The organism is Ochrobactrum sp. RH2CCR150, from assembly GCA_014138095.1.
Lineage (GTDB): Bacteria > Pseudomonadota > Alphaproteobacteria > Rhizobiales > Rhizobiaceae > Brucella > Brucella gambitense.
Genome location: JACGXE010000002.1, coordinates 130444 through 156837, shown reverse-complemented (window position 1 = coordinate 156837; position 26394 = coordinate 130444). Strand labels below are relative to the sequence as shown.

Below are 26394 nucleotides of genomic sequence, written 5' to 3'. Positions count from 1 at the left end.
CATGAAATGACCGCCACGCGTACCGAAACAGATACTTTCGGACCGATTGATGTTCCCGCCGACCGCTATTGGGGCGCACAGACACAGCGTTCCTTGCAGAATTTCAAGATCGGCGGCGAGCGCATGCCTCTGCCGCTCGTTCATGCGCTGGGCGTCGTCAAGCGCGCAGCAGCCGAAACCAATATTGCGCTCGGCAAGCTCGACCCGGTTCTGGGTCAGGTTGTAGCTGTTGCGGCGTCAGAAGTGATCGAAGGCAAGCTTGACGATCATTTTCCGCTCGTCGTCTGGCAGACGGGTTCCGGCACGCAGTCGAACATGAACGCCAATGAAGTGATCTCCAATCGCGCCATCGAACTGCTTGGCGGCGAGAAGGGTTCGAAGAAGCCGGTTCATCCGAACGACCACGTCAATATGAGCCAGTCGTCCAATGACAGCTTCCCGACGGCGATCCATATCGCCACGGCGGTTGAAGCGGTCAATCGCCTTTACCCGGCGCTGGAGCACCTGACCAAGGCGCTCAAGGTCAAGGAAGAAGCTTTCAAGGACATCATCAAGATCGGCCGCACCCATACGCAGGATGCCACGCCGGTCACGCTCGGTCAGGAATTTTCCGGTTATCGTGCAGCGCTTGAATATGCGCGTCATCGCATCGAGCAGTCCCTCGCCGATGTTTTCCTGCTCGCGCAGGGCGGCACGGCAGTGGGCACGGGCCTCAATGCGCCGATCGGTTTCGACAGCGGCTTTGCTGATGCGGTCAGCGAAATCACCGGCCTGTCGTTCAAGACAGCGCCGAACAAGTTCGAAGCGCTGGCCAGCCATGGCGCAATTCTCAACTTCCATGGCAGTCTGAACGCGCTGGCGGCTGATTTGTTCAAGATCGCCAACGATATCCGCTTTCTCGGTTCCGGCCCGCGCTCCGGTCTTGGCGAATTGTCCCTGCCGGAAAATGAGCCGGGCTCGTCGATCATGCCGGGCAAGGTGAACCCGACACAGGCGGAAGCCATGACCATGGTGGCAACGCAGATTTTCGGCAATCAGACGACCGTAACCGTCGCCGCCAGCCAGGGTCATTTCGAGCTGAACGTGTTCAAGCCGGTCATTGCTTACAATGTGCTGCAATCGATCCGTCTGCTCAGCGATGCGATGGTTTCTTTTGCCGATCATTGCGTGGACGGCATTGAAGCCAATGAAACCCGCATCAAGGAACTTCTGGATCGTTCGCTGATGCTGGTGACTGCGCTCGCACCTGCCATCGGTTATGACGGTGCAGCAAAGATTGCCAAGACCGCGCACAAGAACGGCACAACCCTGCGCGAAGAAGCGCTGGCAAGTGGGCTGGTGAGTGCTGAAGACTACGACCGGCTCGTCCGGGCGGAGCGGATGATCGCGCCTGAGTGATCAGGCGCGCATGATCGTCTACATGCAGTGAACGAACTGTCGAGAATTAAACGGCTTTTCTTGACAGTTGTTAATCGATAATTGAAGGCAAAGTTCAACAGGAGAGAGCTCCCACATGTCCTCGATTACCCCACAGTCCAACGGCGCTGTAACGCTCATCGCCCGCGTGTTTCTTTCGATCCTCTTCATCATTGCCGGTTTCGGCAAGCTGACGGCTATTTCCGGTACGGCTGGTTATTTCTCCAGCATCGGCCTCCCGCTTCCGACGGTTACCGCTGTCGTCGTCGGCCTCGTCGAGTTTGTGGGCGGCATTGCCATTCTGGTTGGTTTCCAGACCCGAATTGCAGCCGTTATCGTCGGCCTGTTCACCATCGGTGCAACACTTGTTGCGCACATGAACTTCGCTGAAGGCATGAACGCCTTGATGGCGCAGAAGAACCTCGCCATCGCTGGCGGCCTCTTCCTGCTGGCTCTGCATGGCGCAGGCTCGCTGTCGATCGACGCCAAGCGCGGCTGATCGAAACACTCCGTTCCGCCTCCGACTGCATCGGAGCGGTTCGCCTGAAATGAACAAAGCCGCGCCTGCGTATAATGCCGGGCGCGGCTTTTTTCGTTCTGTTTTCCACGGCTTTCGTACAGCCGACACGAACACAGAATTTTTATCAGAATTCTCTTTTCAAAACCGTCCACCGGTAGTTGTGTAATATTGGCCTGTCAGATAATGGAGCCGCTTATTTTAGCGTTTAGGAACAACCGCTCCGCGAACGATCAATTGCATTCAAGATTCCCCCCCAAGCATAGATTGTAGAGAAAAATGACCGTTTCCCCCGCAACCAGCAGCCAGTCTCCCACTGGCTCCTCCCCTATCGGAAATTTCGGTTTCGCACTCACCAGCCTCACCGTTCTGTTCTTCATGTGGGGCTTCATCACCAGCCTCAATGACATTCTGATCCCGCATCTGAAGAACGTCTTCCAGCTCAACTATACCCAGTCGATGCTGATCCAGTTTTGCTTCTTCGGCGCTTACTTCATCGTTTCGCTACCCGCCGGAGCGCTTGTCAAGCGTATCTCCTACAAACGCGCCATCGTCGTCGGCCTCGTGATCGCCGCCATCGGCTGCGCGCTGTTCATTCCCGCAGCTTCCTACCGGGTCTATGGGCTGTTTCTCGGCGCGCTCTTCGTGCTGGCGTCCGGCGTCACGGTTCTGCAGGTCGCCGCGAACCCCTATGTCACGATCCTCGGCAAGCCGGAAACGGCTGCAAGCCGCCTGACGCTGACACAGGCGTTCAACTCGCTCGGCACGACGATTGCACCCCTTTTCGGCGCAATGCTGATCCTGTCTGCCGCAACCGGGGCCGTCAACAGCACGGCGGAAGCCGATGCGGTCAAGTTCCCCTATCTCCTGCTGGCGCTGGCCTTTGTCGTTCTTGCTATCGTTTTCGCGATCCTGAAGCTACCGGATGTCGAAGCCGAAGAAAGCGCGGTCGCAGATGAAGGCTCTGCCTGGCAGTACCGGCATCTGGTGCTGGGTGCCATCGGCATTTTCGTCTATGTGGGCGCGGAAGTCAGCGTCGGCAGTTTTCTCGTCAATTTCCTGAGCGACCCGAGTGTGGTCGGCTTGTCGGAAACCGATGCAGCGCATCACGTCGCCTATTTCTGGGGCGGAGCCATGGTTGGTCGCTTCATCGGCTCGGCAGCCATGCGCTATATCGATGACGGCAAGGCGCTGGCCTTCAACGCCGTGGCCGCCATTCTGTTGCTGCTCCTCACGGTTGCGACAACGGGCAATGCCTCCATGTGGGCGGTTCTGGCAATCGGCCTGTTCAACTCGATCATGTTCCCGACCATCTTCAGTCTGGCGCTGCACGGTCTTGGCAAGCACACCAGCCAGGGTTCAGCGATCCTGAATCTGGCCATTGTCGGCGGCGCGATCATCCCGCTGATACAGGGCGCGCTGGCCGATACAGTCGGCATTCATCATGCCTTCCTGATGCCTATCATCTGCTATGTCTACATCGCCTTTTATGGCCTCGTCGGCAGCAAACCGAAACGCTAAACCTGAAAACGACAAAAGCCGGTCTGAAACCAGACCGGCTTTTTCATTGATTACCGTACCATAACAGAAGCGTCAGGCCGCAAGACCTTTGCGGATACGCTCGGCAATTTCCGCGATACGGGCATTGCCATGGCTGCGGCGCGCCGAAACAAGGCAGGCCTGCGAACGCAGGATGACGCCATCTTCCAGAACCTTCAGGCGATTGGCGCGCAGGGTGGAGCCGGTCGACGTAATATCGACGATCATGTCGGCAGAACCTGCTGCCGGAGCGCCTTCGGTCGCGCCAAGGCTTTCCACGATGCGGTAAACCTGAATGCCGTGTTTCTGCGAGAAGAATTGCTGCGTCAGACGCCAATATTTGGTGGCGATGCGCAGACGGCGACCATGACGCTGGCGGAAATCTGCGGCCACGTCATCAAGATCGGCCATGCTGGTCACATCGCGCCAGACTTCCGGCACCGCGACAACAACATCGGCATGGCCGAAGCCCAGTTCCGCCTCGATGGCCACGCGCTCATCGGCATGGGCCAGCGTTTCGCGCACGAGGTCTTCGCCCGTGACGCCCATATCGACGCTGCCGTAGCCCAGCTCGCGGGCAATCTCGGACGCCGACAGGAAGAGAATATCGAGATCGTCTTCACCTTCGACGCGCGCGCGATAATTGCGGTCGTCATCCGGCAGGATCACCTTGTATCCGGCTTTTTCGAGAACGGCGAGCGTCTGTTCCTTCAGCCGACCCTTGGACGGCAATGCCAGTGTGACGCTCATTTCGTTGCTCCCGCCAGCACTTGCAGCCGGTCCAGCCAGATGGAGAAGCCGACGCCGGGAATATTTTCGGAAGCGCCGAGCATGGTCAAAAGCCGGTCATAACGACCACCACCTGCCAGAACCGCATCTTTTTCCACGCCGGAGGCGCGAATTTCATAGACGAGGCCGGTATAATAATCGAGCGGACGACCGAACGAGGCGTCATAGACGATATCGCTGGTCTTGATACCAGCCGCAGCAATCGCCTCCGCACGAGCTTCGAATTTCTGAAGAACAGCGCCAAGATCGAGCGCATTTTCAGACGCGAAAGCACGCAATGTCACCGCTGCGGAATCGAGCGTGACATGCGTTTCCAGAAACTGCTTGAGCAGATCGAGCGCCGAAGCCGGGAAACGCGTAGCGGCCAGATCTTCCTTCTCGATCAGGCGACGGGCGATTTCCGCAGGCGAACGGCCAGCACCCGGCGAAATGCCAGCTTCCAGCATTTCGGCTTCCAGCATACGCGCAAGGCCGGTTTCGTCGCCTTCAGCAACGAGAACGGCAAGGGTTTCCGGCAGCGGATCGCGCCGTTGCGCGCCTGTCAATTCAGCCAAAGCCAGTTGCATGGAATGCGCATCGCCAAACGAGCGTAGCAGCTTCTTGCGCCAGCCTTGCGGTAGACCGAGCGCCTTAAGCATACCGGCGAAGACCGACTGATCGCCCAGAACGATATCAAGCCCGGCTTGCGGGGCGACGGAGCGAACACAGGACAGCGCATCGGCAATCGAGCGCGCATCCGAAGCCGCCTCATCGGCAGCGCCCAGATCCTCGATCCCGGCCTGAAGAAACTCAGCCGCGCCATCACGACGCTGCCGGAACACTTCGCCAAGATAGGCGTAACGTTTCGGCGTCGCCGCATTGAGCGCAATATGGTTGCGACAGACGGGAATGGTGAATTCCGGCCGCAGGCACAGGCTGTCGCCGTTTTCGTTTTCGGTGAGGAAAATACGACGGCGCAAATCCTCGCCTGCCATATCCAGAAATGGATCGGCAGGCTGGATTAGCGGTATTTCCACCAGATCGGCATCGCGCGCATCAAGCTCTGTGCGAAGCGCGTTGAAAACCGGCGATGTGCGCGTTGCGGCCATGGTTCCGATCACTTTGCGGCTTGAGCGCGGTCCTGCGCCTGACTGCTGAGAATTTCCCGAACCGCTTCGACCAGACCGTCTTCCTTGACGGTGATCTGCGCCGGGCGGCTCTCGCGCCAGGTCACATTGTCCTCGATCTCGGCGGAAAGACGCTTGCCTTCAACCAGATCCTTGATCTGCACTTCACCGGCTTCACGTTCCTGCGAGCCCTGAATGATCACGCATGGCGCTTCGCGACGGTCGGCATATTTCATCTGCGCCTTCATGCCGGAACCGCCGACATACATTTCAGCGCGGATGCCCTGCTGGCGCAGATCGGAGACCATTTTCTGATAGCGGCCGAGGCTTTCCGTGTCCTTGTCCATCACCAGCACGACTACCGGGCCGACGACATCGGACACATCCAGCTTGCCGAGATTTTTCAGCGCCGTCATCAGGCGCGAAACACCGATGGAGAAACCCGTCGCCGGAACCGGCTCGCCACGGAAGCGCGACACGAGACCGTCATAACGACCACCGCCGCCAACCGAGCCGAACACGACCTTCTGGCCGTCTTCATTGGTCACGTCGAACAGAAGCTCGGCTTCGAATACCGGGCCGGTATAATATTCAAGGCCGCGAACCACGGACGGGTCGATCTTCACGCGACCATCATAGCCGCCTGCCGAAAACAGCGCCTGCATGTCGGCGAGTTCGGTGACGCCTTCTTCGCCCTTGGCATTGCCCGCAACGACAGCGCGAAGATTGGCAATCGTATCGGCACCCGTCGCACCACCGGCGGCGGTGAAAGCCAGCACCTTTTCAATCGCTGCATCGGCCAGTTCTGCGCCCTTGGTGAAATCGCCGCTTTCGTCAAGGCGACCCTTGCCGAGCAGAAGGCGCACGCCTTCGGGGCCGAACTTGTCGAGCTTGTCGATGGCGCGCAGTACATTCAGGCGCTTGGCGGCATTGCCCTCGCCTTCAAGGCCGATGGCATCCAGCACGCCGTCCAGAACCTTGCGGTTGTTGACGCGGATTGCGTAATCGCCACGACGAATGCCAAGACGCTCCAGCGTATCGGCCATCATCATGCACATTTCGGCATCAGCGGAGACGTTCGGCGCGCCGACCGTGTCGGCGTCGAACTGCATGAACTGACGGAAGCGGCCCGGGCCCGGCTTCTCGTTGCGGAACACCCAGCCATTGCGATAGCTGCGATAAGGCTTTGGAAGCTGCTCGAAATTCTCGGCCACATAGCGCGCCAGCGGCGCGGTCAGATCGTAGCGCAGCGACAGCCACTGCTCATCGTCGTCCTGAAAGGAGAACACACCTTCATTCGGGCGATCCTGATCCGGAAGAAACTTTCCGAGCGCGTCCGTATATTCCACCAGCGGCGTTTCCACCGGCTCGAAACCATAGAGGTCATAGACTTCGCGGATCGTCGCCATCATCTTTTCGGCGGCGCGCAAGTCGTCCGGAACCCGATCGACAAACCCGCGCGGCAGCCGCGCCTTCATCTTGTCCGCTTTATCGGCCATTTTTCCTGCCTGATCGCTAAGTATATACAATATATGCCGGAAGAACCGGCAAATCCTCGAAAACCGAGTGTTGCCGGTTTCCTAACCGATCAGGCCCGTTGCGGCAAGTGCAGGAAGCGCGTTCAGCGTGCGGCAATGGCGACGGCGGCGCCCGCCATCATGCCAGCGCTGGTCCGATTGGCAATGCGCATCATACGTGGGCTGCGCAAAACACGCCGCGCCTGCGCGGCCAGCACCACCCAGGCGGTGTCGACCGCCGCCAGAACGGCAAACATGACAGCCAGCAATTCTGCCCAGCCAACCAGCGACACATGGGTGATATCCACGACGGTTGGCAGAATGGCGATATAAAAGACCATGATCTTCGGATTTCCGAGCGTGACGGCGAGTGCGCTGAGGAAAAGCTTGCGCCCTTCACCCTCGCGCGGAATGGCATTTTCATCCGCTTCTTCATCGACTGGTGCGATCCACATTTTCCACGACAAATAGATCAAATAGGCGACGCCTGCATATTTCAGCACCAGAAACGCGGTGTGGAAGCTGTTGGCGAGAGCCGACAGGCCCCAAACGGCAAGCGAGAGCCATACGGCATCACCCAGCCAGAGACCGAACATGAATGGAAAGACGCCCTTATGCCCACGGCTGATGACGCGCGCCACCAGCGCGCCGACATTCGGCCCCGGCGTGCCTGCGGCTACGACCAGAATACCCGCGAAAGCAATGAGCGACGTCAAATCCATGGCTGTTCCTCCGAATGAACACTGCTTTTCGCAGAAAGATCGCCGGTTATCAATCTCCGGTTTATTGGGGGCGCTTGAATGCCAGCCGCAGCTTTTCGACATGGGCGCGGCAGTGGCAGCCTTCGATATGGTCGTTGACCAGACCCATGGCCTGCATGAAAGCATAAACCGTGGTCGGCCCGACGAAGGACCAGCCGCGCTTTTTCAAATCCTTGGAAATGCGGATGGAGGTATCGGTTTTCGGATTGGCAATCAGGGTCGGATAATCCACGACGACAGGGCGGTCCTCCGCACCCGGTTCAAACGACCAGAAATAGGCCGCAAGCGATCCCTTTTCCGCGACCAGTTCAATGGCGCGGTTTGCATTGTTGATCGTGGATTCGATCTTGCCGCGATGGCGCACAATACCCTTGTCGGCCAGGAGACGCTCGACATCCTTGACGTCATATTGCGCGACGCGGTGGAAATCGAAACCATCGAAAGCCGCGCGGAAATTCTCGCGCTTGCGCAGGATGGTGAGCCAGGACAGGCCCGACTGGAAACCTTCGAGGCAGATTTTCTCGAACAGCCGATAATCGCTGGAGACCGGCACGCCCCATTCATTGTCATGATAGGCGAGATAATCCGGCAATACGCCCGGCCAGAAGCAACGGGTCTTGCCATCTTCGCTGACGATAAGACCGGTTTTCACTTCGGCAATGTCACTCATTTCCCGCCTCCAATTTTCTGCTCATGACCTGATTTGAAAAGTGTTTCCCACTTTTTGGGGACATGCGCAAAGCTTCATCGATCATTAAACATGTGGCGCAACCTGACGCTAACCACAACTCTACTTAGAGTGTCGTCCAAGCAAAACACGCGACCGAAATTTACCTTTCCGATTCCATTGGGGCGCACAATCCCGGCATGAAATTAAGGGCTGTTCTCCTGACAGGACGTGTCAGGAGCCGCAGCCGGGCAACCGCGCCAATGGACCCAGACGGGCAACGCAACCGGGATAATGGCGCAAAGAGAGACGGATCTGGACCATGCAACCACGTCATCTTCTTTTGATCGGATCGCTTGCAGCGATTGCTGTTTCCATCGTCAGCACCGGCATGGCTTTTGCCAATGACCGTTACGCGACCCTGCCGCCGGTGGCCGTCAGCCCCGACCTTTCCGCACCATGGGTAGCGCAGTTGCACGGTCAGCCGGCGCGCATGCGCCAGATGCCGGAGGGGACAGTCCAGCAGCCAGTGCGCCGCACCACCGTCAAACAAAAGCAGAAGTCGAAGCCGAATTATCGTCAGGTTTCCTACCAGCGCCCGGCAAGCAATCCAGCCACCGCGCCGAGCAAACATCAGATCGACCCGATCTATCTGCCGCAGAGTGTTTCCTATTCCGGCAGCGAAAAGTCCGGCACCATCGTGATTGATACCAGCAAGCGCTTTCTTTATCTCGTCCAGTCCGACGGCCGGGCCATGCGTTACGGCGTCGGCGTGGGCAAGCAGGGTTTCAGCTGGAAAGGTTCACAGCACATCAGCCGCAAGGCCGAATGGCCGACCTGGACGCCGCCCAAGGAAATGATTGCCCGCGAGCGTCGCAAGGGGCGCATTCTGCCTGCGCGCATGGATGGCGGCGTTAACAATCCGCTTGGCGCACGCGCCCTTTATCTCGGTTCGACGCTTTATCGCATTCATGGCACCAACCAGCCATGGACCATCGGCAAGGCTATGTCGTCGGGTTGTATCCGTATGCGCAACGAGGACGTGACCGATCTCTATGAACGCGTTCCCATTGGCACACGCGTCGTGGTTCGCTGATCCGTTCCGGAACAGTTTTATAGTCAAACAAAGCCGCTCTCTCTGCAGGGCGGCTTTTTTACATTCATAATACTGAAACATTGGATTTTTTGATGAAATCAATCTGTCACAGGCCCAAAAACAACCTGAAAAGGCTTTTGCTTTTCCCGCGAACACCCATATGCTGCCAATGATGATTTGAGTGATGATTTGAAAAAACATGGACGGCGCCGCCAGAGGGCGGCCACAAATGCGACTGTATCGGAATATGAACCGGTGTCGCATTTGGATGGAGGGAAAGGATAGATCATGACCGTACCGACCGTAAAACTGAACGACGGCAACCATATTCCGCAGCTCGGTTACGGTGTCTGGCAGGTGGGCAATGATGAAGCGGTTACAGCCGTCAGCGAGGCGCTGAAAGCGGGCTACCGGCACATCGACACCGCCGCCATCTATGGCAATGAAGAAGGCGTGGGCAAAGCCATCAACAATTCGGGCATTGCACGCGGCGACATCTTCCTGACGACCAAACTCTGGAACAGCGATCAGGGCTATGAATCGACGCTAAAAGCCTTTGCGACCAGCCTGAAAAAGCTCGGCACGGATTATGTCGATCTGTATCTGATCCATTGGCCGATGCCGTCAAAAGACCTGTTCATGGAAACCTGGCGCGCCTTCATCAAGCTGAAGGAAGAAGGCCTCGTGAAGTCTATCGGCGTGTCGAACTTCCGCACAGCCGACCTTGAACGCGTGATCAAGGAAAGCGGCGTGACGCCGGTTCTAAACCAGATCGAGCTGCATCCGCAGTTCCAGCAGGACGAGCTGCGCCTGTTCCATGGCAAGCACGACATCGCCACCGAAGCCTGGAGCCCGCTTGGACAAGGCAAGATTCTGGAAGACGAGAAGCTAAAGGCGATTGCCGCCAAGCACGGCAAATCCGTTGCACAGGTCATCCTGCGCTGGCACATCGAGACCGGCAATATCGTCATCCCGAAGTCGGTCACGCCTGCCCGTATCAAGGAAAATTTCGAGGTTTTCGATTTCAGCCTCAATGGCACCGATCACGATGCCATTACCAAGCTGGACAAGACCGATGGCCGCATCGGCCCCAACCCGGCGACATTCTCGGCGGGCTAATCCAAAACACATGAACAAAAGGCCGGGCAATCGCCCGGCTTTTTTTATCGCAGCAGCTTCAGGCTGCCGGTCAATGAGCGGACCCATTTGGCGGGACCGGCGATCCCCACACCATCAATGACCTCGGCGGCAAGATCGCGGTTCGGAAACGTGGTTTCATATTCCGCATAGACATGCATTGCCCGCGCGAAGGCCGGAAAGGCGACAACCGCTTCCCTGTCTTCATGTGCCGCCGCTTTCAACAGGATCGCCCGGATCGTTTCCGCGTCTGCTTGCAGGATCGGCACGGGCCGGTCCGAGCTGATATCGATGGCGACGCCTAAGCGATCAACCAACTGCCGCGCCGCGACTTGAGGCAGTCGTGCGCCAAGTCCAATCGAGATGGCCGCGACCGTGTTTGCCAGCAGGCCTTGGGCCAGATCAGGGTTGACGATAACGGCGAGACGCAGATCTTCCTGCATGGTGGCTCCAGAGTTTCAGTGTTTCTCGGTGAGAAATACACCGCATCCTCTGGGCGATCCTGCCTTTCTTACCTCACTATTGTCATAATAAGGTAGATTCTACCCCATATTAACATCAATCAGGTAGTTTTTATGAGCGCGCTGGAACCCTCCGATATTCGCATTCTCGAAGCTTTGCAGGAAGACGGTCGCCTGACCAATCAGGCGCTGGCCGATCAGGTCGGCATGTCCACCTCGCCAAGCTGGCGCAAGATGCGCAAGCTGGAAGAAGATGGTGTGATCGACGGCTATCGCGCTAACCTCAATCGCAAGGCAATCGGCCTTGGCGTCATGGCTTTCGTGCGGATCAAGATCGACAGTCACAGCGAATTGGAGGCGGAGCAATTTGCCGCCGAGCTGATGGGGCTCGACGACGTGATCACCTGCTACAGCATTGCAGGCGATGCCGACTTTCTGCTTCAGGTGGTCTCACGCGATCTCGACACATATGCCGATTTCGCCATGTCCACCCTACGCCGCCTGCCCCGTATCAAGGAAATGCAGACGACCTTCGTTTTGAAGGAAACGAAAAGCTTCAAGGGCTTTCCGTTGCACTATGCCGCGTCAGTGAAGGCGGGAGCTTGAGAGCGCAACTGGCTTTGGCCCGCCATAGGCCCAGTCGATCAGCTCCACCGTATGAACAATCGGCAGTTTGCTGCCGGTGGCAATCTGCGTCATGCAACCGATATTGCCCGTTGCGATAAGGGCGGCGCCAGTTGCCTCGATATTCTTCACCTTGCGATCGCGCAGCTTGACGGCAATCTCCGGCTGCATGATGTTATAGGTACCAGCCGATCCGCAGCAGAGGTGCCCTTCCAGCGGTTCCTTTACCGTAAAGCCCGCCCTGGAGAGCAGGTCTTTCGGCTGTCGCACGATTTTTTGCCCATGCTGCATCGAGCAGGCCGAATGGTAGGCGACCGTCAGCGCCTGCGGCGCATCGGGTTCCGGCAAGTCGATGCCGACCAGATACTCAGTGATATCCTTTGCCAGTGCCGAAACCCGCGCAGCCTTGTCCTGATAGGCCGGATCAAGCCGCAACATGTAACCATAATCCTTGATCGTGGTACCGCAGCCGGACGCCGTGACGATGATCGCATCGAGACCGCCCGCCTCAATCTCGCGCGTCCAGACATCGACATTGTGCCGCGCCTGTTCAAGCGCCTGCTCTTCACGGCCCATATGGTGAACCAGCGAACCGCAGCAGCCTTCGCCCTTCGGCGTCACCACTTCGATGCCGAAGCGGTTCAAAAGCCGCAACGTGGCGGCATTGATACCCGGATTGAGCACAGGCTGCGCACAGCCGTTGAGAATTGCCACGCGACCGCGCTTTTCGCCCTTGGCGGCGCTGACGGTTTCGATAGGAACCGCCGCTGGCAGGCTTTGCGGTGCGAGATCAAGCATCGCCGCCATGGGTTTCAGGGCATCGCTCTTGCGCAAAAGCGGCGCAAACGGCTTGCCCAGTTTCGCCAGCTTCAGCGCCGCACGGAACCGGCCCGGATAGGGCAGAACCTGCGTCAGTACACCGCGCAGGAAGCGGTTCATGAAGGGGCGCTTGTAGGTTTTCTCGATATGCGCGCGAGCATGATCGACCAGATGCATGTAATTGACGCCCGAAGGACAGGTCGTCATGCAGGAGAGGCACGACAGGCAGCGGTCGACATGGCGCACGACTTCCTCATCCGCCGGACGGCCGTTTTCCAACATGTCCTTGATCAGATAAATGCGCCCGCGCGGACTGTCGAGTTCATTGCCAAGCGTCACATAGGTCGGGCATGTGGCCGTGCAGAAGCCGCAATGCACGCATTTGCGCAGAATCTTTTCCGATTCCTGAACACCAGGATCGCGCAGCTGGTCGGGGCTGAAATGAGTTTGCATCGTGTCACGCTCCAACCTGATGAGAATGCATACGGCCCGGATTGAGAATATTTTCCGGATCGAATTGCTGCTTCAACCGCTGCGACAAGGCCGTAAGGGCTGCTGGCTGCGGTTCGAACACATCAATGCCAGCACGGACCGTCTCCGGCGCGCGCACCAGCGTCGCGTGACCGCCACCATATCTGGCAATGAGTTTGCGCAAGATCTGCGCTTCCGGATCGGCTTCCATCCGCATCCAGATCAAGCCACCCTGCCAGTCGTAATAGGCGTCGACGCCCGCATGACGGCGGAATTCGTCCACCATCTGCCAGCCTTGCATCGGCGTCATTGAAACGCGCCAGACAGCGCGATTGTCGCCCGCATTGGCATAAGGCAGCACATCGCGCACTTCGCGCCAAAGCTGCTGCGACTGCGCCCCGTCCAAAGCTTCCACCGCGCCGGATTGGAGGAGCAGCGCCTGCAACTGGCGGCTGCGATGCTCGACCGAAGGCGCGAAACCTTCAAGCCGCAACACGGTCGCCGCTTCCCAGCCAAGCTTTCCATCAAGGAAGCGATTGGCAACTGTCGGCGGCAGATGTGCTGCGGAAGCGACCTCCTCGCGCGAACCCATCGCCATGGCCATGACGCACGCCGCCTGTTCATCGGTCAGCCCGCGCACGACGAGCGTGGCTGCCGTTTCCGGCTTTGGCAGAACCTTGAACGTCACCTCTGTGGCGACGCCCAGCGTGCCCCAGGAATTGGCCATGCCCTTGGACAAGTCATAACCCGTCACGTTCTTGACCACGCGACCGCCGGATTTGAACAATTCGCCCCGCCCCGACACAACGCGCACGCCAAGCACATGGTCACGCGCAGCGCCCGCCTTGAGGCGGCGCGGCCCAGACAGATTGGCGGCAAGCGCACCGCCGATCGTGCCGCGACCAGCCTCGCCCGACAGCAGCGGGCCGTAATCCATCGGCTCGAAGTGAAAACACTGATTGTTGTCAGCCAGAAGTTTTTCGATCTCGACCATCGGCGTTCCGGCCTTTGCCGAAAGCACCAACTCGTCTGGCTCATACAATGTCACGCCCGAAAGCCGCGACACGTCGAGCACGCGGCCCGCATCGACCCTGTGTCCGATACCGCGCTTGGAGCCATGGCCGATGATTTCCAGCGGGGTGGAGCTGGCCAGCGCATCCTGCACCGCATCCAGAACGCCCGCTTCATCCTGCGGCTTTAGAATATTTGCATCGCTCATGATCAAAACCACAATTCAGAATCGGGGAATATCCGGGTGGGCCAGTTCGCCACGATGCACATGCATGCGGCCGAGCTCGGCGCAGCGGCGCAATTGCGGAAACACCTTGCCGGGATTGAGCAGATGCTTGGCATCGAAAGCACATTTGACGCGCATCTGCTGGTCGAGATCGATGTCGTTGAACATTTCCGGCATCAGATCGCGCTTTTCGATGCCGACGCCATGCTCGCCGGTGAGAACACCGCCAACTTTCACGCAGAGCCGCAAAATATCCGCGCCGAAGTTCTCGGCAGCTTCCAGTTCACCTGGAATATTCGCATCATAGAGGATCAGCGGATGCAGATTGCCATCGCCCGCATGAAACACATTGGCCACCCGCAATCCGTATTTTTCGGACAGGTCGCGCATGCCTGACAGCACACGCGGCAGCTCCTTGCGCGGAATGGTGCCATCCATACACAGATAATCCGGCGAAATACGTCCCACCGCCGGGAAAGCCGCCTTGCGCCCAGCCCAGAAAGCGAGACGCTGCTCTTCCGACTGCGACAGAATGCAGGTCGTGGAGCCGTTGCGCAGCGCCAATGCTTCGACGCGTCCGATCAGGTGATCGACCTCCACTGGCGGACCGTCGAGTTCGACGATCAGAAGCGCTTCCACATCAAGCGGATAGCCGACGCGGACAAAATCTTCTGCCGCCTTGATGGCTGGCCGGTCCATCATTTCCATGCCGCCGGGAATAATGCCTGCGCCAATAATATCGGCCACGCACTGGCCAGCCTGTTCGCTGGATGGAAAGCCGACCATGACGGCGCGCGCCGTTTCCGGCTTTTGCAAGATGCGCACCGTGATTTCCGTCACCACGCCGAGCAGGCCTTCCGAACCGGTCATCAGCCCCAGAAGATCATAGCCCTCACTGTCGAGATGCTTGCCGCCGAGGCGCAAAACCTCGCCGGTGATCAGCACCATTTCGATGCCCAGAACATTATTGGCGGTGAGGCCGTATTTGAGGCAATGCACGCCACCTGCATTTTCAGCGACATTGCCGCCGATGGAACAGGCAATCTGCGACGACGGATCGGGCGCATAATAAAAGCCCTCATGCTCGACGGCTTTGGTAATGCCCAGATTGGTGACGCCCGGCTGCACCACGGCAACGCGGTTCGGATAATCGATTTCGAGAATACGATTGAAGCGGGACATGCCGAGCAGCACCGCATCCTGCAAGGGCATCGAACCGCCGGACAGCGATGTGCCCGCGCCGCGTGGCACAACGCGAATCCCGTTCTCGTGACAGTAACGCAGAACCTGAGAGACCTGATCGACCGTTTCCGGCAGCACGACCACCAGCGGCAGTGAGCGATGCGCGGTCAGGCCATCGCTCTCGAACACCCGCATTGCATTGACGGTATCGACCACGCCCTCGCCCGGTACGATGCCGCGCAGATCATCCACGATCTGCCCGCGCCGCTGCATGACGGACGCATCCGGCTCCGGCATAATCAATCCGCTCATTTGCTCCTCCGCCGCTGGTCAGGCGCCTTTTCGTCAAGGCGCCGCCAGCCCTCAAATGCCGTCCCGGCTTTCATCCTCGCTTGAGAACCGGAGCGGTCGTAACGCATCGTTTTCGCGCCATACCAGACTGGATGGACAGACCCGAACTTTTCTGGAATAGCTCTAACATGCACAGTGCACCCTGCACCATATTCGTCAAGTGGTAAATCATTTTTACCACTTGCACCGTTCGCATAACAGTTTTCACGCTGCGGCATAATTGCTTGCGGAGCCTTGTATCGCTGGGCTAGATGCAATTGAAATGCAGGCCAATTCGGTTGGAGTGGGATCACGCGATCATGATGAGCAGCAGTCTGGCCGATATGGAAATCTTTGCCCGCGTTGTCGCAACCGGCAGCATGTCGGCAGCGGCTCGCGATCTCGGCCTTTCCCCCGCGGTGGTTTCCAAGCGTCTTGGTCGTCTGGAAGAGCGCCTCGGCACCCGGCTCCTGCAACGCACAACACGGCAGATCGCGCTGACCGAGGCCGGTCAGGGCTATCACGAGCGCGTCCTGGCCATTCTGTCGAACATCGAGGAAGCGGAAGCTTTTGTCGCGCGGCGGTCCGCCGATGCGCGCGGCACGCTGAAGATTTCGGCCCCCACGACCTTCGGGCGCATGCATATCGCCCCTTATCTGGTGCCTTTCATGCGCGCCAATGCCGACCTCACGGTCAATATGCAATTGACCGACGAAATGGTCGATATTGTCGGCGACGGCTATGATTTGGCGATCCGCATTGGCGAATTGTCGGATTCGACCCTTGTCGCCCGCAGGCTGGCGCCTGTCCGTCGCCTGCTCGTCGCGTCACCCGGTTACATTGCGGAGCGTGGCACGCCTGAGACAATCGAAGATTTGCAGGCGCATATCTGCCTTGCGCCGCACAATAATGATCCATGGCGGCTTGAAGGGCCGAAGGGGCCAATCGTCATTCGCCCGGTCGGCCCGCTCCAGACCAATTCCAGCGAGATGGTGCGTGAAGCCGTGCTGGCTGGCCTCGGCATTGCACAGCGCTCCACATGGGATATTGGCCCGGAACTCGCGGCAGGCAAGCTGGTTCAGGTGCTGCCCGACTATACAGCGTCGCGCAACGTGGCCATTCACGCGGTCTATCCGTCAAAACAGTTCCTGCCTGCCAAGGTGCGCCTGTTCATAGATTATCTCGCCGACCTCTACGGCCCTGTACCTTATTGGGAGAGCGGCAGTTCTCCACAGGTCGCATCTCAAAAATAGACATCAAGTCTTTCGCTGGCTATGTAACGCACGCATTAGAAAACGCGCATATACATGCGGCACGGTATCTCCTCCCATAATACCTGTCGCTTTGTTCCGAGCCTGAGGAAAGATAATGAACACTCCGATCCGTTTTATTCTCGCCATCATCGTTGCCGTTGTCGTCGGTTGCGGCTTCATGTTCTACGACAAGTCCCGCGGTGCGGAATGGGTCGTGTCACCGCAGCAGATCGAGCAGGCGAAGTCTGAAGGCAAGACCGGCTTCGAAAGCCGTCCGGGCACTGTAACCGTGCTGCCGATCCGCAGCGAAACGGCTGACGCGCTGCCCTTCAAATGGGCGATGTATGGCATTGTCGCCGGTCTGTTCGTGCTTGTTTCGACGCGCAAGCGCAAAAAGGCTTAAAACATCCTTCTTCCAACCATCAGAAAGCCCGGCTGGATCACCAGTCGGGCTTTATTTTCAATATATTCCGTTGCCGGGTCCGTCCCTTGCGGCTACCTTGCCGCCGATACGCAAAGGGCTTGAACGGCATGTCCGAAACGATTTTTTCCCGCATACAGACGAGCCGCACAGCGGACGATGTCGTATACCAGATCGAGACGCTCATTCTGGAAGGCGTTCTGCGCGGCGGCGACCGTCTGCCCGGCGAACGCGAGCTGGCGCGCCAGTTCGACATTTCCCGGCCCATCCTGCGCGATGCCCTCAAGCGCCTTGAAACGGCGGGCCTTTTGACTTCACGCCACGGCGGTGGAACATTCGTGGCCGATGTGATCGGACAGGTCTTCAGCGCGCCCGTGGTCAAGCTTTTTGCCGATCATCGCAAGGCGACCGCCGATTATCTGGAATATCGCCGCGAAATCGAAAGCATCGCCGCTGAATACGCAGCGCTTCGGGCGACGCCCGCCGACAAGGCACTGCTGACGGAAATCATGAAAGCGATGGAAACCGCGCATGGCGCAAGCGATTTCGACACCGAAGCACGCCTTGATGTCGAGCTGCACAATGCGGTTGGCGAAGCGGCGCATAATATCGTGCTGCTGCACACTTTGCGCTCCTGCTACCAGCTTTTGAAGGATGGCGTGTTTTATAACCGTAGTCTGATCTACAGCTATCCCGGCGTCGCTGACATGTTCCTCTCGCAGCATCGCGCTATCTATGATGCGGTGATGGCTGGCAACCCGCAAGCGGCCCGCGAAGCGGTGCAAAAACATATCCGCTTCGTCGAGCAGGCAACGCACGACCGCGAGCTGAACGAAGAGCGTGAGCGCGTCTCGCAGCTGCGCTTCCGCCAGCGTGCGGGCACCAATGCGGTGAAGGAAGTGAAGGACGAAGGCGAATGACCGGTGTGATTTTCAAGGATGCGTGCGGCCCGCAGAACATCCGCCTTTACGCCATCGGCGATGTGCATGGCCGCTTCGATCTCTTGCAGGACATGCATGGATTGATCCGCGCCGATCTCGATCATCGCCCCGTTCACGACTGGCGTATCATCCATCTTGGCGATTATATTGATCGGGGGCCGCAATCGAAGGAAGTGCTCGACTTTCTCATTGATGCAGCCGCGCATGATCCGCGCATCCTGTCGCTGCTCGGCAATCACGACGACGGCTTTCTCAATTACCTCGCCACCGGCGACACGGCAGGCATCTTCGCCTTGCATGGCGGCGTGGAAACCGGACGCTCCTACGGTGTGGAACTGGATTTTTCCGATACGGATAAAGCCCGACGCAGCCACGAAGCGCTGGTGAAAGCCGTACCGCAAGCGCATATCGATTTCATACGCGCGATGCCGCGCTGGCTCTCGTTTGGGGATTTCTTTTTCTGCCACGCAGGCGTCGATCCGGCCCTGCCGCTCGAAGAGCAGGACCCTGACGATCTCATCTGGATACGGACGCTGTTTTTGAAATGGACCGATCCCCTCGCAAAGGTGATCATCCATGGGCACACGCCGCAAGGTGCAGTCGATGTTCAACCCAACCGGGTCAATCTCGACACCTATGCCTGGAAGAGCGGTCTGCTCTCGGCAATCGCAATCGACGGTGTGGAAAAGCGCTTCATCGAAGCGCGATAACCAAAATTAGTGAGCGCTGGAAATTCCGTAACCGTCGCTCGAAACTATGGTGTTACCGGCATCGACGGTAAAGATGCCGACTGCCATGAACACGATCGCGGAGACCATCAGGACGGTAAGAAGGGCGGCATGCTTGGCGGTCATATTCGGAAACTCTCTCGACGGTTGCCGGATGAAATTCGATAAAACGAGCCGCCGTTACGAGCATGGCGTGAAGCCCTGCCCGACCGATCATTGCCCGGGAGACGGCGTTCAGTTACACCCGATAAAAGTTACCCGCAACTGAACGACGGCGTCGTTCACCGCGCTTTTTTCACAAATCCACGCATTGCTGACAGGATGTGGCAAAGCAGCAACGCGAAGCTTATCCTTAAGGTTAATGTTGGGTTTACAAGCTTGTAGCGGAAGCACCGAAAGTCTTCCTCATCGTGTGGGCGACCGGGAATCGCAAGAGCGGTTTTGCCCGCTCTAGATTCGGCCGATCCAGGCTTTGGCCAGCGCGGCACCCGCCTTGTCGGAAGAACGACCGACGCCCTCGGCCAGTTGCGGAAAGGCCTTGTCCCAGCCCGGCGCGAAGTCTTCGATTTCGTGGGCGAGTTGGGCATTCCACTGTTTGACCAGCCCGGTATCGGCCTCGAAATGGAACTGGGTGCCATAGACTGCCCGGCCAATCCGGTAGGCCTGATTCTGCGTCATGTCGCTCGACGCCATATGCACCGCCCCTTCAGGAAGGGTGAATGTATCGCGGTGCCAGTGGAAGATCGGAAATGCATTGCCCGCCGTCGACAGAACCGGATCGCGCTGCCCTTCATCGGTCAGGCGCACTTCCTGCCAGCCGAACTCCATTGGACGATCGAGAATATTTTCGCCGCCATAGGCGCGCGCCACAAGTTGGCTGCCGAGGCAAATGCCGAGCACGGCCTTGTCCTTGTCGCCAAAACCACGGATGAGATCGAGCAGATGCGGGAAATAGGCAAATTCGGCGTCAGCCAGCGCATTCTGCTCGCCGCCCAGAACGATCAGCGCGTTATGTCCGCTGGCATCGGCGGGCAGCGCATCGCCATTATAGGGGTGGCGCAAATCAATCGAATAACCGGCTTGCGTGAGGACAGGCTCAATCTGCCCCAGCCCCGCACCGTCATAATTCTGGACGACCAATACGCGCATAGACCACCCCATAAATCTCGTTTCCATTGGCTAACACGAAAAAGGCCCGGACAACAGCCGGGCCTTTAATCAGTTGGATGCCGATTATTCGACGACCGACACGCTGACCGTTCGGCCCGCCACGAGGTGCACACCTTCCGGCACCTCCTCCAGTTTCACCCGGACCGGCACGCGCTGCGCAAGACGCACCCAGTTGAAAGTCGGCGTGACATTGGCGAGCAGGCTTGTGGTCGCAGTGCGTTCACGATCCTCAATGCCACCGGCAATGCCTTCCACCTTGCCCTTGAGCTGCACCTTGCTGCCCATGACATCAACCAGAACCGGATCGCCGATCTTGATACGCTCAAGCTTGTTTTCCTCGAAATAGCCCGAGACATAATAGGAATCCGTGTCCACCAGCGCGGTCACGGCAGAACCTGCGGTGACATAGTCGCCCGGCTGAAGCGAGAAGTTGGTGATGACGCCGTTGACCGTCGCCTTGACCGAAGACCGCTCCATATTGAGCGCGGCCAGATCACGGTCCAGACCGGCCTGACGGTAAGCCGCCTCGGCCTGCATGGCTGTGGTTTCGACCTGTTCCAGCTTCTGGCGGGTCACAGTCGTGTCGTTAAGCTGGCGATAACGGACGAGATCGCGATCGGCCATGTCGAGCGCGGCCTTGCTGCTGTCAACCTTGGCTTCCGCCGTCTGCAGCGCCAGCTTGTAGCGCGCCTGATCGATGCGGAAAATCACATCGCCCTTTTTGACGTTCTCATTGTCGCGAACCAGAACCTCGCTCACCAGACCCGAAACGTCAGGCGCAACGCGCACCACATCGGCAAGAATCTTGCCGTCGCGTGTCCACGGCGCATTCATGTAATAATCCCAGAGATGCCAGCCAAGCAGACCCGCCATTGTGACCATGACGAGGGTGAGAAAAACCCGGCCAGTATGTGCGAAGAGCTTTTTCATCAGTCTATTCCGTTCAAGATAATGGCGGCAGCGCCAAGAATGCAGAAATACATGGCGGCATCGAACAAAGGCCGGTGCCACACAAAACGGTAGAAACGCACGCGCGCCAACAGACGCTGCATGATCGTATTGAGGACATAGGCGCCAAGCGCCAGCACGCCCAGGGTGGGGATATAAATCCCGTATATATCGAGTTCAGGTCTCATGATCGTTCACATTCAGGTCTTCACGGGGCTGTTCTTCCCGCGGCTGTATGTCAGGCAGCTTGCGGCAGCTCTAATTGCGGGCGCGGTGGCAAAGCGAATGGCGGCGCCTTGGGAAACAGGTTGAAACGCAGCGCCACCAGTGCAAGCCGCGGACGGCGGGCAACAGCGGGCGAACCGCTTTCGATGATCGCCGCTATCGCCTTGTCGATGGAGGCAAGCAGTTGTTCATCGGTATTCTTGCGCGACTGACCGTCCGGTCCATGCTTGGACAGAGCCCGATAATGCACGCCAACACCGTCCAGCACCGCATCCACCGCATCGCGGCAAGGCTCGGCCAGTTTGGCGCGATATTGCTGCAGGTCGATGGTGTTCATCCCGTTGCGCAGGTCGCGCAGCAGATCGACCTTGGCGACATCCGCCGACGGAATCAGCGCCAGACGCGGCGTCATCATGCCGATGCGGTCGATCATGCGCAGCAACAGGCGGTTCATATGCTGCCGGCGATGACGGCTCGGACCGCGCTCGGTTGCCGCGACGATGTCGCGCCAGCCAGCCTTGACCAGACGACGCACGCTCCATTCAGCACCGACCGAGCGCACGATAGATGTGACCACCGCAGCGATGACGATACCGATAACAGTCGCCAGATTGGCATTCGCGAACGTCACGAAATCCGACGTGGCGTGGCTTTGCAGCATGAGCATGTTCGGCAGGTTTACACAGAGCACCATGCCCAGCAGAAACTGCGATGGAATTGCCAGAAGCACACCGGCGGGCACAAGAAAGAGACCCAGCACCAGCGCCAGCGGGAAGAAGCCGTCCACCAGCGGCAGTAGCGCAAATTCGAAGACGAAAGCGGCCAGAATCACGATGAGCAGCAGCCAGTTAAACTTGCGCATCACCGGTACGGGATCGTCCATCGTCGCGAAGATACAGCAGAAGATGCCTGCCATCATCGCGGCCGCACTGCCCTGCGACCAGCCTGTGGCGATCCAGAAAGCGGTTGCCACGCCAGTTGCGAGAAAGGCCGAGAAGCCCGACAGAAACGCCATGCCATAATCGCGGTGCGCCGGACGTCCCTTGAGATGGGCATCGTAACGACGCCAGCGCAGCGCATGACCGCGCTTCGCACCGGACACGATATCCTGACGCAGCGTGATACAATCGCTCCATATCTGGACCAGATCGCGCACACGCGCTGCCACATTGAACGGCAAAAGCTCGCCCCAGCTCGAGGCATCCTTGCCATGACGCTCGATCTCATCGATCAGCTTCAACAAAACCGCGCGACGCTCGTCGCTCAGGTTTTCGCCGCTTTCGAGCCAGTCACAGGCTTCGTCGAGAAGCTTCTGAACTGCGGGGTGCCATGGCTTTTCACCCTCACCGGGCTTCAGCACGATGACATCATGCAAGCTGGAAATGATCGGCAGCACGGCCACCATGCGTTGCTGCAGCACATGCAGCATGGTTCCGACGCCGCGAATGGACGAGGTGTCATAGGCCACATGGGTAGTCAGGTTGCGCAGTTCCAGCGCATCGGCGGCCAGACGCTGACGGTCGCGAAGGAATTGCGGGCTGGCGCCCTCGCCGCGCATGGTGGCGACGGCCAGCCGTGAACCTTCACGCAGCCAGTTGTCGATACGACCGACCAGAACCGGCCCGCTGTGGCGTGGAAAGACGAGGCGGTTGACCACTGCCGCACAGATAATGCCAATGGCAATTTCCTCGACGCGACCAAGCGCATAATCAAAGGTGGTTTCAGGAACGGAAACCACGGCAAAACTTGCAATCGCCACGGTGTAACCGGCGAGCATGAACAGATAGCTGCGCGGCGTGCCGTCAAGCAGGCTAATCGCCAGACAGACGCCCATCCACAGGCCGATGGCGACGGTCAGGATCTCCGGCGAATTGATCAGATGCGGCACGAAAAGGATCGTCACCGCGCCGCCGATAATCGTGCCGATCAGACGGTAGAGACCCTTGGATGTGGTGGCCCCCGAAAGCGGATGCGCGACGATGTAAACGGCGGCAATCGACCAGTACGGGTTCGGCAGATTGGCCATCAGCGCAATCCACAGGGCAAGCATACCGGCGGCGAACGTCTTTAACGAAAAGACGACATCCCAGAATTTCGGTGTTGTTTCGGCAAGCTTGGTCATGGTTTTCGAAGGCAGCGTTTGTTTAAAGGTTGAGGAACTTCTCGTTCAGCTTGCGCAAAACTTCCATGGCGACATCGACCTGTTCGGCGTCGAAATCGCTTAAGAACTGCGTCCGAAGACGTGCCGCAGATTTTTCCACCTTGGTGGCGACGGTGCGGCCTTCTTCTGTCAACTGGATGAGTTTGACGCGACGATCGGCATCGTCGGCGACGCGCAGGATCAGGCCATCCTTCTCCAGCTCATCGACAACACGAACAATCGTAGCCCCCTCGATGCCAACCCGTTCGGCCAGCACCCCCTGGGGGATCAGATCGCCATGCCGCAAGAGGGTCATCAGCGGAACGGCTTTCGCATCGGAAAGACCATGCTCCGCCATTGCCGCATCAAAGGCTTTCCGCCATCCTCTGGCAGTGCTTGCAAGAAGCGGCGCGAATTCGACCCAAGCTTGTTTCATCACTTCAATTCCATTCAAATAGATAGCTTCATACCTATATGGATACAATCTAATTAGATTCAACCACCAGACATTTCCCATCAATTGTTTGTGTAAGCTTTTCTTCAAGTGAGAGCGGTTTTCGATCCGCAAGCTGGCAGAACGGTCACACAAAGCGCTTGACCGGCGGGCTTTCCCTCTGCCATCGATGCGAACATGCGCGCCAATTACAGAATGCAACGACTTTATATCGAGGATGACCTCGCCCCGGAAACACCGGTCGAGGCTGCGCCGCAGGCTGCGCATTATCTCACTCACGTGCTGCGCCTGAAAGAAGGCGATGAAGTTCTCGCTTTCAACGGGCGCGACGGTGAGTGGAAAGCCCGGCTGAAGCCGGAAGGCAAGAAGCGTGTTCTGCTCGTACCTGTTGAGGAGACGCGCCCGCAGCCAGCGCCAAGCGATCTCGTCTATTGTTTCGCGCCGCTGAAACAGGGCCGCCTCGACTATATGGTGCAAAAAGCCGTTGAGATGGGCGCAGGCGTTCTGCAGCCGGTCGTCACCCAGCACACGCAGGTGCCGAAGCTCAACACCGACAAGATAAAGGCCAATGCCATCGAGGCTGCCGAACAATGCGGTGTGCTCTCCATTCCAGAATGCCGCGACGCGGTGCGTTTCGACCGCTTCATCGACCAGTGGGACCCGTCTCGCCGTCTGATCTTTTGCGACGAAGGCCACGAATCGGACGACCCGTTGAGCATTCTGCAAGGTTTGAAGCCCCAATCGAAGCCTTGGCCGATGGGGCTTCTGATCGGCCCGGAAGGCGGATTTTCGGAAGAAGAGCGGCAATTGCTGCGCCGTTTGCCCTTCGTAACGGCCATTCCGCTCGGCCCCCGCATTTTGCGGGCGGATACCGCTGCGGTTGCGGCCATGGCGCTGGTGCAGGCCATTCTCGGTGACTGGAGAAATGCGGCATGATGTTCTCTAAATCGATCGTTCAATGAAATTGACTTGCGTGATTTGACAAATTTGTCCAATCACGCTGACAAGCTGAAATACGACCAGGGATAGACTGTATGGCGCGCGATACGACTGACGAAACGGCACTGACGGGCGTTGAAGAACTTGCGATCTATCTTGCCGGGGGAAACAAACCCAAGGATGCCTGGCGCATCGGCACCGAGCACGAGAAGTTTCCCTTCTATACGGCGGACAACAGCCCCGTTCCCTATGCGGGCCCGCGCGGCATCAAGGCCATTCTGGAAGGCATGCAGGCCATGCTCGGCTGGGAGCCGATCATGGATGAAGGCAACATCATCGGATTGGTGGAGCCGACCGGACAGGGCGCAATTTCGCTGGAACCGGGCGGCCAGTTCGAGCTTTCCGGCGCACCGCTTTCGACCATTCACCAGACCTGTCGCGAGATGAACGCTCATTTGAGCCAGGTGCGGGAAATCGCCGAGCCTCTGGGCATTCGTTTTCTCGGCGTTGGCGGCAGCCCGAAATGGACGCTGGCCGAAACCCCGGTCATGCCGAAGTCTCGCTACAAGATCATGACCAACTACATGCCGAAGGTCGGCCATGAAGGTCTGGACATGATGTACCGGACCTCGACCATTCAGGTGAACCTCGATTTCAGCTCCGAACGCGATATGCGCCGCAAAATGCAGGTTTCGATGAAACTGCAATCGGTCGCCACAGCGCTGTTTTCCAGCTCACCCTTCACCGAAGGCAAGCCGAACGGCCTTCTGTCGTGGCGCTCGAGCATCTGGCGCGATACCGACAACCAGCGCGCCGGTGTGCTGCCTTTCGTCTTCTCGGAAAATTTCGGCTTTGCTGACTATGTCAACTGGGCGCTCGATATTCCGATGTATTTCATCCTGCGCGATGGCCGTTATCACGATTGCACCCATGTCACTTTCCGCCAGTTCATGAACGGCGCATTGAAGGGTGAAGTCAGCGATCCGGTGCCGAATATGGGCGACTGGACCAACCATCTTTCAACGCTGTTCCCGGAAGTGCGCCTCAAGCGCTTCCTCGAAATGCGTGGGGCAGACGGTGGTCCATGGCGGCGCATCTGCGCCTTGCCCGCCTATTGGGTCGGCCTGCTCTATGATGAAGAAGCGCTGACGGCAGCCGAAATGCTGACCAAGGACTGGACCTATGAAGAGGTTCTGGCGCTGCGCAATGACGTGCCGACCAAGGCGCTCACTGCAACATTCCGCGGCAAGCCGCTGGAAGGCATCGCCCGCGAAACGCTGAAGATTTCGCGTCTTGGCCTGAAGAACCGCAACAAGCTGAACCCGGAAGGCTTTGACGAAACCCACTTCCTGGCCCCGCTGGAAGAAATCGTCGCCGCTGGCATCACCGATGCCGAGCGCATGCTGAAAGCTTACAACAGCATCTGGGCCGGTTCCGTCGAGCCGATCTTCCTGGAATATGCCTACTGAGCTTCGAGCCGGTAGAAACACCCAAACAAAAAGGGCG

General features: G+C 58.4%; 27 protein-coding genes. 12 read left to right on the top strand and 15 right to left on the bottom strand.

Features of this window, described 5'->3' with window-relative positions; genetic code table 11:
- Window positions 1–6 precede the first annotated feature (6 nt).
- The 3 genes from fumC to FHW03_RS04435 all read left to right on the top strand — a co-directional run bounded on the left by fumC (window position 7) and on the right by FHW03_RS04435 (window position 3454).
- Window positions 7–1398 carry a class II fumarate hydratase gene (gene fumC / locus FHW03_RS04445; RefSeq protein ID WP_182519546.1) on the top strand — a complete coding sequence of 464 codons (1392 nt, stop codon included), beginning with the start codon at window positions 7–9 and terminating at the stop codon, window positions 1396–1398.
- A 115-nt stretch (window positions 1399–1513) separates the two neighbouring features.
- The gene (locus FHW03_RS04440) at window positions 1514–1915 is read left to right on the top strand and encodes a DoxX family protein (protein ID WP_182519545.1); all 402 of its coding nucleotides are present in this window, start codon (window positions 1514–1516) and stop codon (window positions 1913–1915) included.
- A 297-nt stretch (window positions 1916–2212) separates the two neighbouring features.
- A complete protein-coding gene (locus FHW03_RS04435) occupies window positions 2213–3454 on the top strand; it encodes a sugar MFS transporter (protein WP_182519544.1) in 1242 nt (413 codons plus the stop codon).
- A 72-nt stretch (window positions 3455–3526) separates the two neighbouring features.
- Here the strand turns inward: FHW03_RS04435 and hisG are convergent, their stop codons facing one another.
- The 5 genes from hisG to FHW03_RS04410 all read right to left on the bottom strand — a co-directional run bounded on the left by hisG (window position 3527) and on the right by FHW03_RS04410 (window position 8315).
- Window positions 3527–4222 carry an ATP phosphoribosyltransferase gene (gene hisG / locus FHW03_RS04430; RefSeq protein ID WP_078338961.1) on the bottom strand — a complete coding sequence of 232 codons (696 nt, stop codon included), beginning with the start codon at window positions 4220–4222 and terminating at the stop codon, window positions 3527–3529.
- Entirely contained in the window at window positions 4219–5349 is a 1131-nt protein-coding gene (locus tag FHW03_RS04425) for an ATP phosphoribosyltransferase regulatory subunit (RefSeq protein ID WP_182519543.1), read from the bottom strand. The genes hisG and FHW03_RS04425 overlap by 4 nt, the downstream gene beginning before the upstream one ends.
- An 8-nt stretch (window positions 5350–5357) precedes the next feature.
- Window positions 5358–6866 (bottom strand): histidine--tRNA ligase, encoded by a 1509-nt coding sequence (gene hisS / locus FHW03_RS04420; protein WP_182519542.1) that lies wholly within the window; start codon window positions 6864–6866, stop codon window positions 5358–5360.
- 122 nt (window positions 6867–6988) lie between these two features.
- Window positions 6989–7606 carry a LysE family translocator gene (locus FHW03_RS04415; RefSeq protein ID WP_182519541.1) on the bottom strand — a complete coding sequence of 206 codons (618 nt, stop codon included), beginning with the start codon at window positions 7604–7606 and terminating at the stop codon, window positions 6989–6991.
- A gap of 61 nt (window positions 7607–7667) precedes the next feature.
- A complete protein-coding gene (locus FHW03_RS04410) occupies window positions 7668–8315 on the bottom strand; it encodes a DNA-3-methyladenine glycosylase I (RefSeq protein WP_182519540.1) in 648 nt (215 codons plus the stop codon).
- A gap of 319 nt (window positions 8316–8634) precedes the next feature.
- On the opposite strand from FHW03_RS04410, the gene FHW03_RS04405 reads away from it, so the two are divergent.
- Window positions 8635–9408, top strand: a complete 774-nt coding sequence (locus FHW03_RS04405) for a L,D-transpeptidase (protein ID WP_182519539.1) — start codon at window positions 8635–8637, stop codon at window positions 9406–9408.
- A gap of 288 nt (window positions 9409–9696) precedes the next feature.
- Window positions 9697–10527, top strand: coding sequence for an aldo/keto reductase (locus FHW03_RS04400; protein WP_182519538.1), 831 nt, complete (start codon window positions 9697–9699; stop codon window positions 10525–10527).
- 44 nt (window positions 10528–10571) lie between these two features.
- On the opposite strand, the gene FHW03_RS04395 is transcribed toward FHW03_RS04400, so the two are convergent.
- The gene (locus FHW03_RS04395; protein ID WP_182519537.1) at window positions 10572–10988 is read right to left on the bottom strand and encodes a DUF2000 domain-containing protein; all 417 of its coding nucleotides are present in this window, start codon (window positions 10986–10988) and stop codon (window positions 10572–10574) included.
- 132 nt (window positions 10989–11120) lie between these two features.
- Here FHW03_RS04395 and FHW03_RS04390 point away from each other — a divergent pair, with 132 nt between their 5' ends.
- The gene (locus FHW03_RS04390) at window positions 11121–11612 is read left to right on the top strand and encodes an Lrp/AsnC family transcriptional regulator (protein ID WP_182519536.1); all 492 of its coding nucleotides are present in this window, start codon (window positions 11121–11123) and stop codon (window positions 11610–11612) included.
- On the opposite strand, the gene glcF is transcribed toward FHW03_RS04390, so the two are convergent.
- Genes glcF through FHW03_RS04375 form a run of 3 tightly spaced genes read right to left on the bottom strand, consistent with a single transcriptional unit; the run spans window position 11592 to window position 15651 of the window.
- The gene (gene glcF / locus FHW03_RS04385; protein ID WP_182519535.1) at window positions 11592–12902 is read right to left on the bottom strand and encodes a glycolate oxidase subunit GlcF; all 1311 of its coding nucleotides are present in this window, start codon (window positions 12900–12902) and stop codon (window positions 11592–11594) included. The genes FHW03_RS04390 and glcF overlap by 21 nt on opposite strands.
- 4 nt (window positions 12903–12906) lie before the next feature.
- Window positions 12907–14139, bottom strand: a complete 1233-nt coding sequence (gene glcE, locus FHW03_RS04380; RefSeq protein WP_182519534.1) for a glycolate oxidase subunit GlcE — start codon at window positions 14137–14139, stop codon at window positions 12907–12909.
- Window positions 14140–14154: 15 nt separating this feature from the next.
- The gene (locus FHW03_RS04375; RefSeq protein WP_182519533.1) at window positions 14155–15651 is read right to left on the bottom strand and encodes an FAD-linked oxidase C-terminal domain-containing protein; all 1497 of its coding nucleotides are present in this window, start codon (window positions 15649–15651) and stop codon (window positions 14155–14157) included.
- 341 nt (window positions 15652–15992) lie between these two features.
- On the opposite strand from FHW03_RS04375, the gene FHW03_RS04370 reads away from it, so the two are divergent.
- The 4 genes from FHW03_RS04370 (at window position 15993) to FHW03_RS04355 (ending at window position 18994) form a co-directional block, all read left to right on the top strand.
- A complete protein-coding gene (locus tag FHW03_RS04370; protein ID WP_078339071.1) occupies window positions 15993–16922 on the top strand; it encodes a LysR family transcriptional regulator in 930 nt (309 codons plus the stop codon).
- 115 nt (window positions 16923–17037) lie between these two features.
- A complete protein-coding gene (locus FHW03_RS04365; RefSeq protein WP_182519532.1) occupies window positions 17038–17325 on the top strand; it encodes a hypothetical protein in 288 nt (95 codons plus the stop codon).
- A gap of 128 nt (window positions 17326–17453) precedes the next feature.
- Complete coding sequence (locus tag FHW03_RS04360; RefSeq protein WP_182519531.1) at window positions 17454–18263, top strand: FCD domain-containing protein; 810 nt, start codon at window positions 17454–17456, stop codon at window positions 18261–18263.
- On the top strand, window positions 18260–18994 hold the full coding sequence (locus FHW03_RS04355; protein ID WP_182519530.1) for a metallophosphoesterase: 735 nt from the start codon (window positions 18260–18262) through the stop codon (window positions 18992–18994). The genes FHW03_RS04360 and FHW03_RS04355 overlap by 4 nt, the downstream gene beginning before the upstream one ends.
- A gap of 6 nt (window positions 18995–19000) precedes the next feature.
- On the opposite strand, the gene FHW03_RS04350 is transcribed toward FHW03_RS04355, so the two are convergent.
- The 6 genes from FHW03_RS04350 to FHW03_RS04325 all read right to left on the bottom strand — a co-directional run bounded on the left by FHW03_RS04350 (window position 19001) and on the right by FHW03_RS04325 (window position 23931).
- Complete coding sequence (locus FHW03_RS04350) at window positions 19001–19138, bottom strand: hypothetical protein (protein WP_182519529.1); 138 nt, start codon at window positions 19136–19138, stop codon at window positions 19001–19003.
- 324 nt (window positions 19139–19462) lie between these two features.
- Window positions 19463–20161: a type 1 glutamine amidotransferase gene (locus tag FHW03_RS04345; RefSeq protein WP_182519528.1), complete on the bottom strand. Its 699-nt coding sequence runs from the start codon at window positions 20159–20161 to the stop codon at window positions 19463–19465.
- Window positions 20162–20245: 84 nt separating this feature from the next.
- Complete coding sequence (locus FHW03_RS04340) at window positions 20246–21112, bottom strand: HlyD family secretion protein (RefSeq protein ID WP_182519527.1); 867 nt, start codon at window positions 21110–21112, stop codon at window positions 20246–20248.
- Entirely contained in the window at window positions 21112–21318 is a 207-nt protein-coding gene (locus FHW03_RS04335) for a DUF1656 domain-containing protein (protein WP_078338977.1), read from the bottom strand. Before FHW03_RS04335 ends, FHW03_RS04340 begins: the two co-directional genes overlap by 1 nt.
- A gap of 50 nt (window positions 21319–21368) precedes the next feature.
- Window positions 21369–23477: an FUSC family protein gene (locus FHW03_RS04330; protein WP_182519526.1), complete on the bottom strand. Its 2109-nt coding sequence runs from the start codon at window positions 23475–23477 to the stop codon at window positions 21369–21371.
- Window positions 23478–23499: 22 nt separating this feature from the next.
- The gene (locus tag FHW03_RS04325) at window positions 23500–23931 is read right to left on the bottom strand and encodes a MarR family transcriptional regulator (RefSeq protein WP_182519525.1); all 432 of its coding nucleotides are present in this window, start codon (window positions 23929–23931) and stop codon (window positions 23500–23502) included.
- 195 nt (window positions 23932–24126) lie between these two features.
- Here FHW03_RS04325 and FHW03_RS04320 point away from each other — a divergent pair, with 195 nt between their 5' ends.
- Both FHW03_RS04320 and FHW03_RS04315 read left to right on the top strand, forming a co-directional pair.
- Window positions 24127–24885: a 16S rRNA (uracil(1498)-N(3))-methyltransferase gene (locus FHW03_RS04320; protein ID WP_377514108.1), complete on the top strand. Its 759-nt coding sequence runs from the start codon at window positions 24127–24129 to the stop codon at window positions 24883–24885.
- Between the two features lie 98 nt (window positions 24886–24983).
- Window positions 24984–26357 (top strand): glutamate--cysteine ligase, encoded by a 1374-nt coding sequence (locus FHW03_RS04315; protein ID WP_182519523.1) that lies wholly within the window; start codon window positions 24984–24986, stop codon window positions 26355–26357.
- Window positions 26358–26394: the final 37 nt, after the last annotated feature.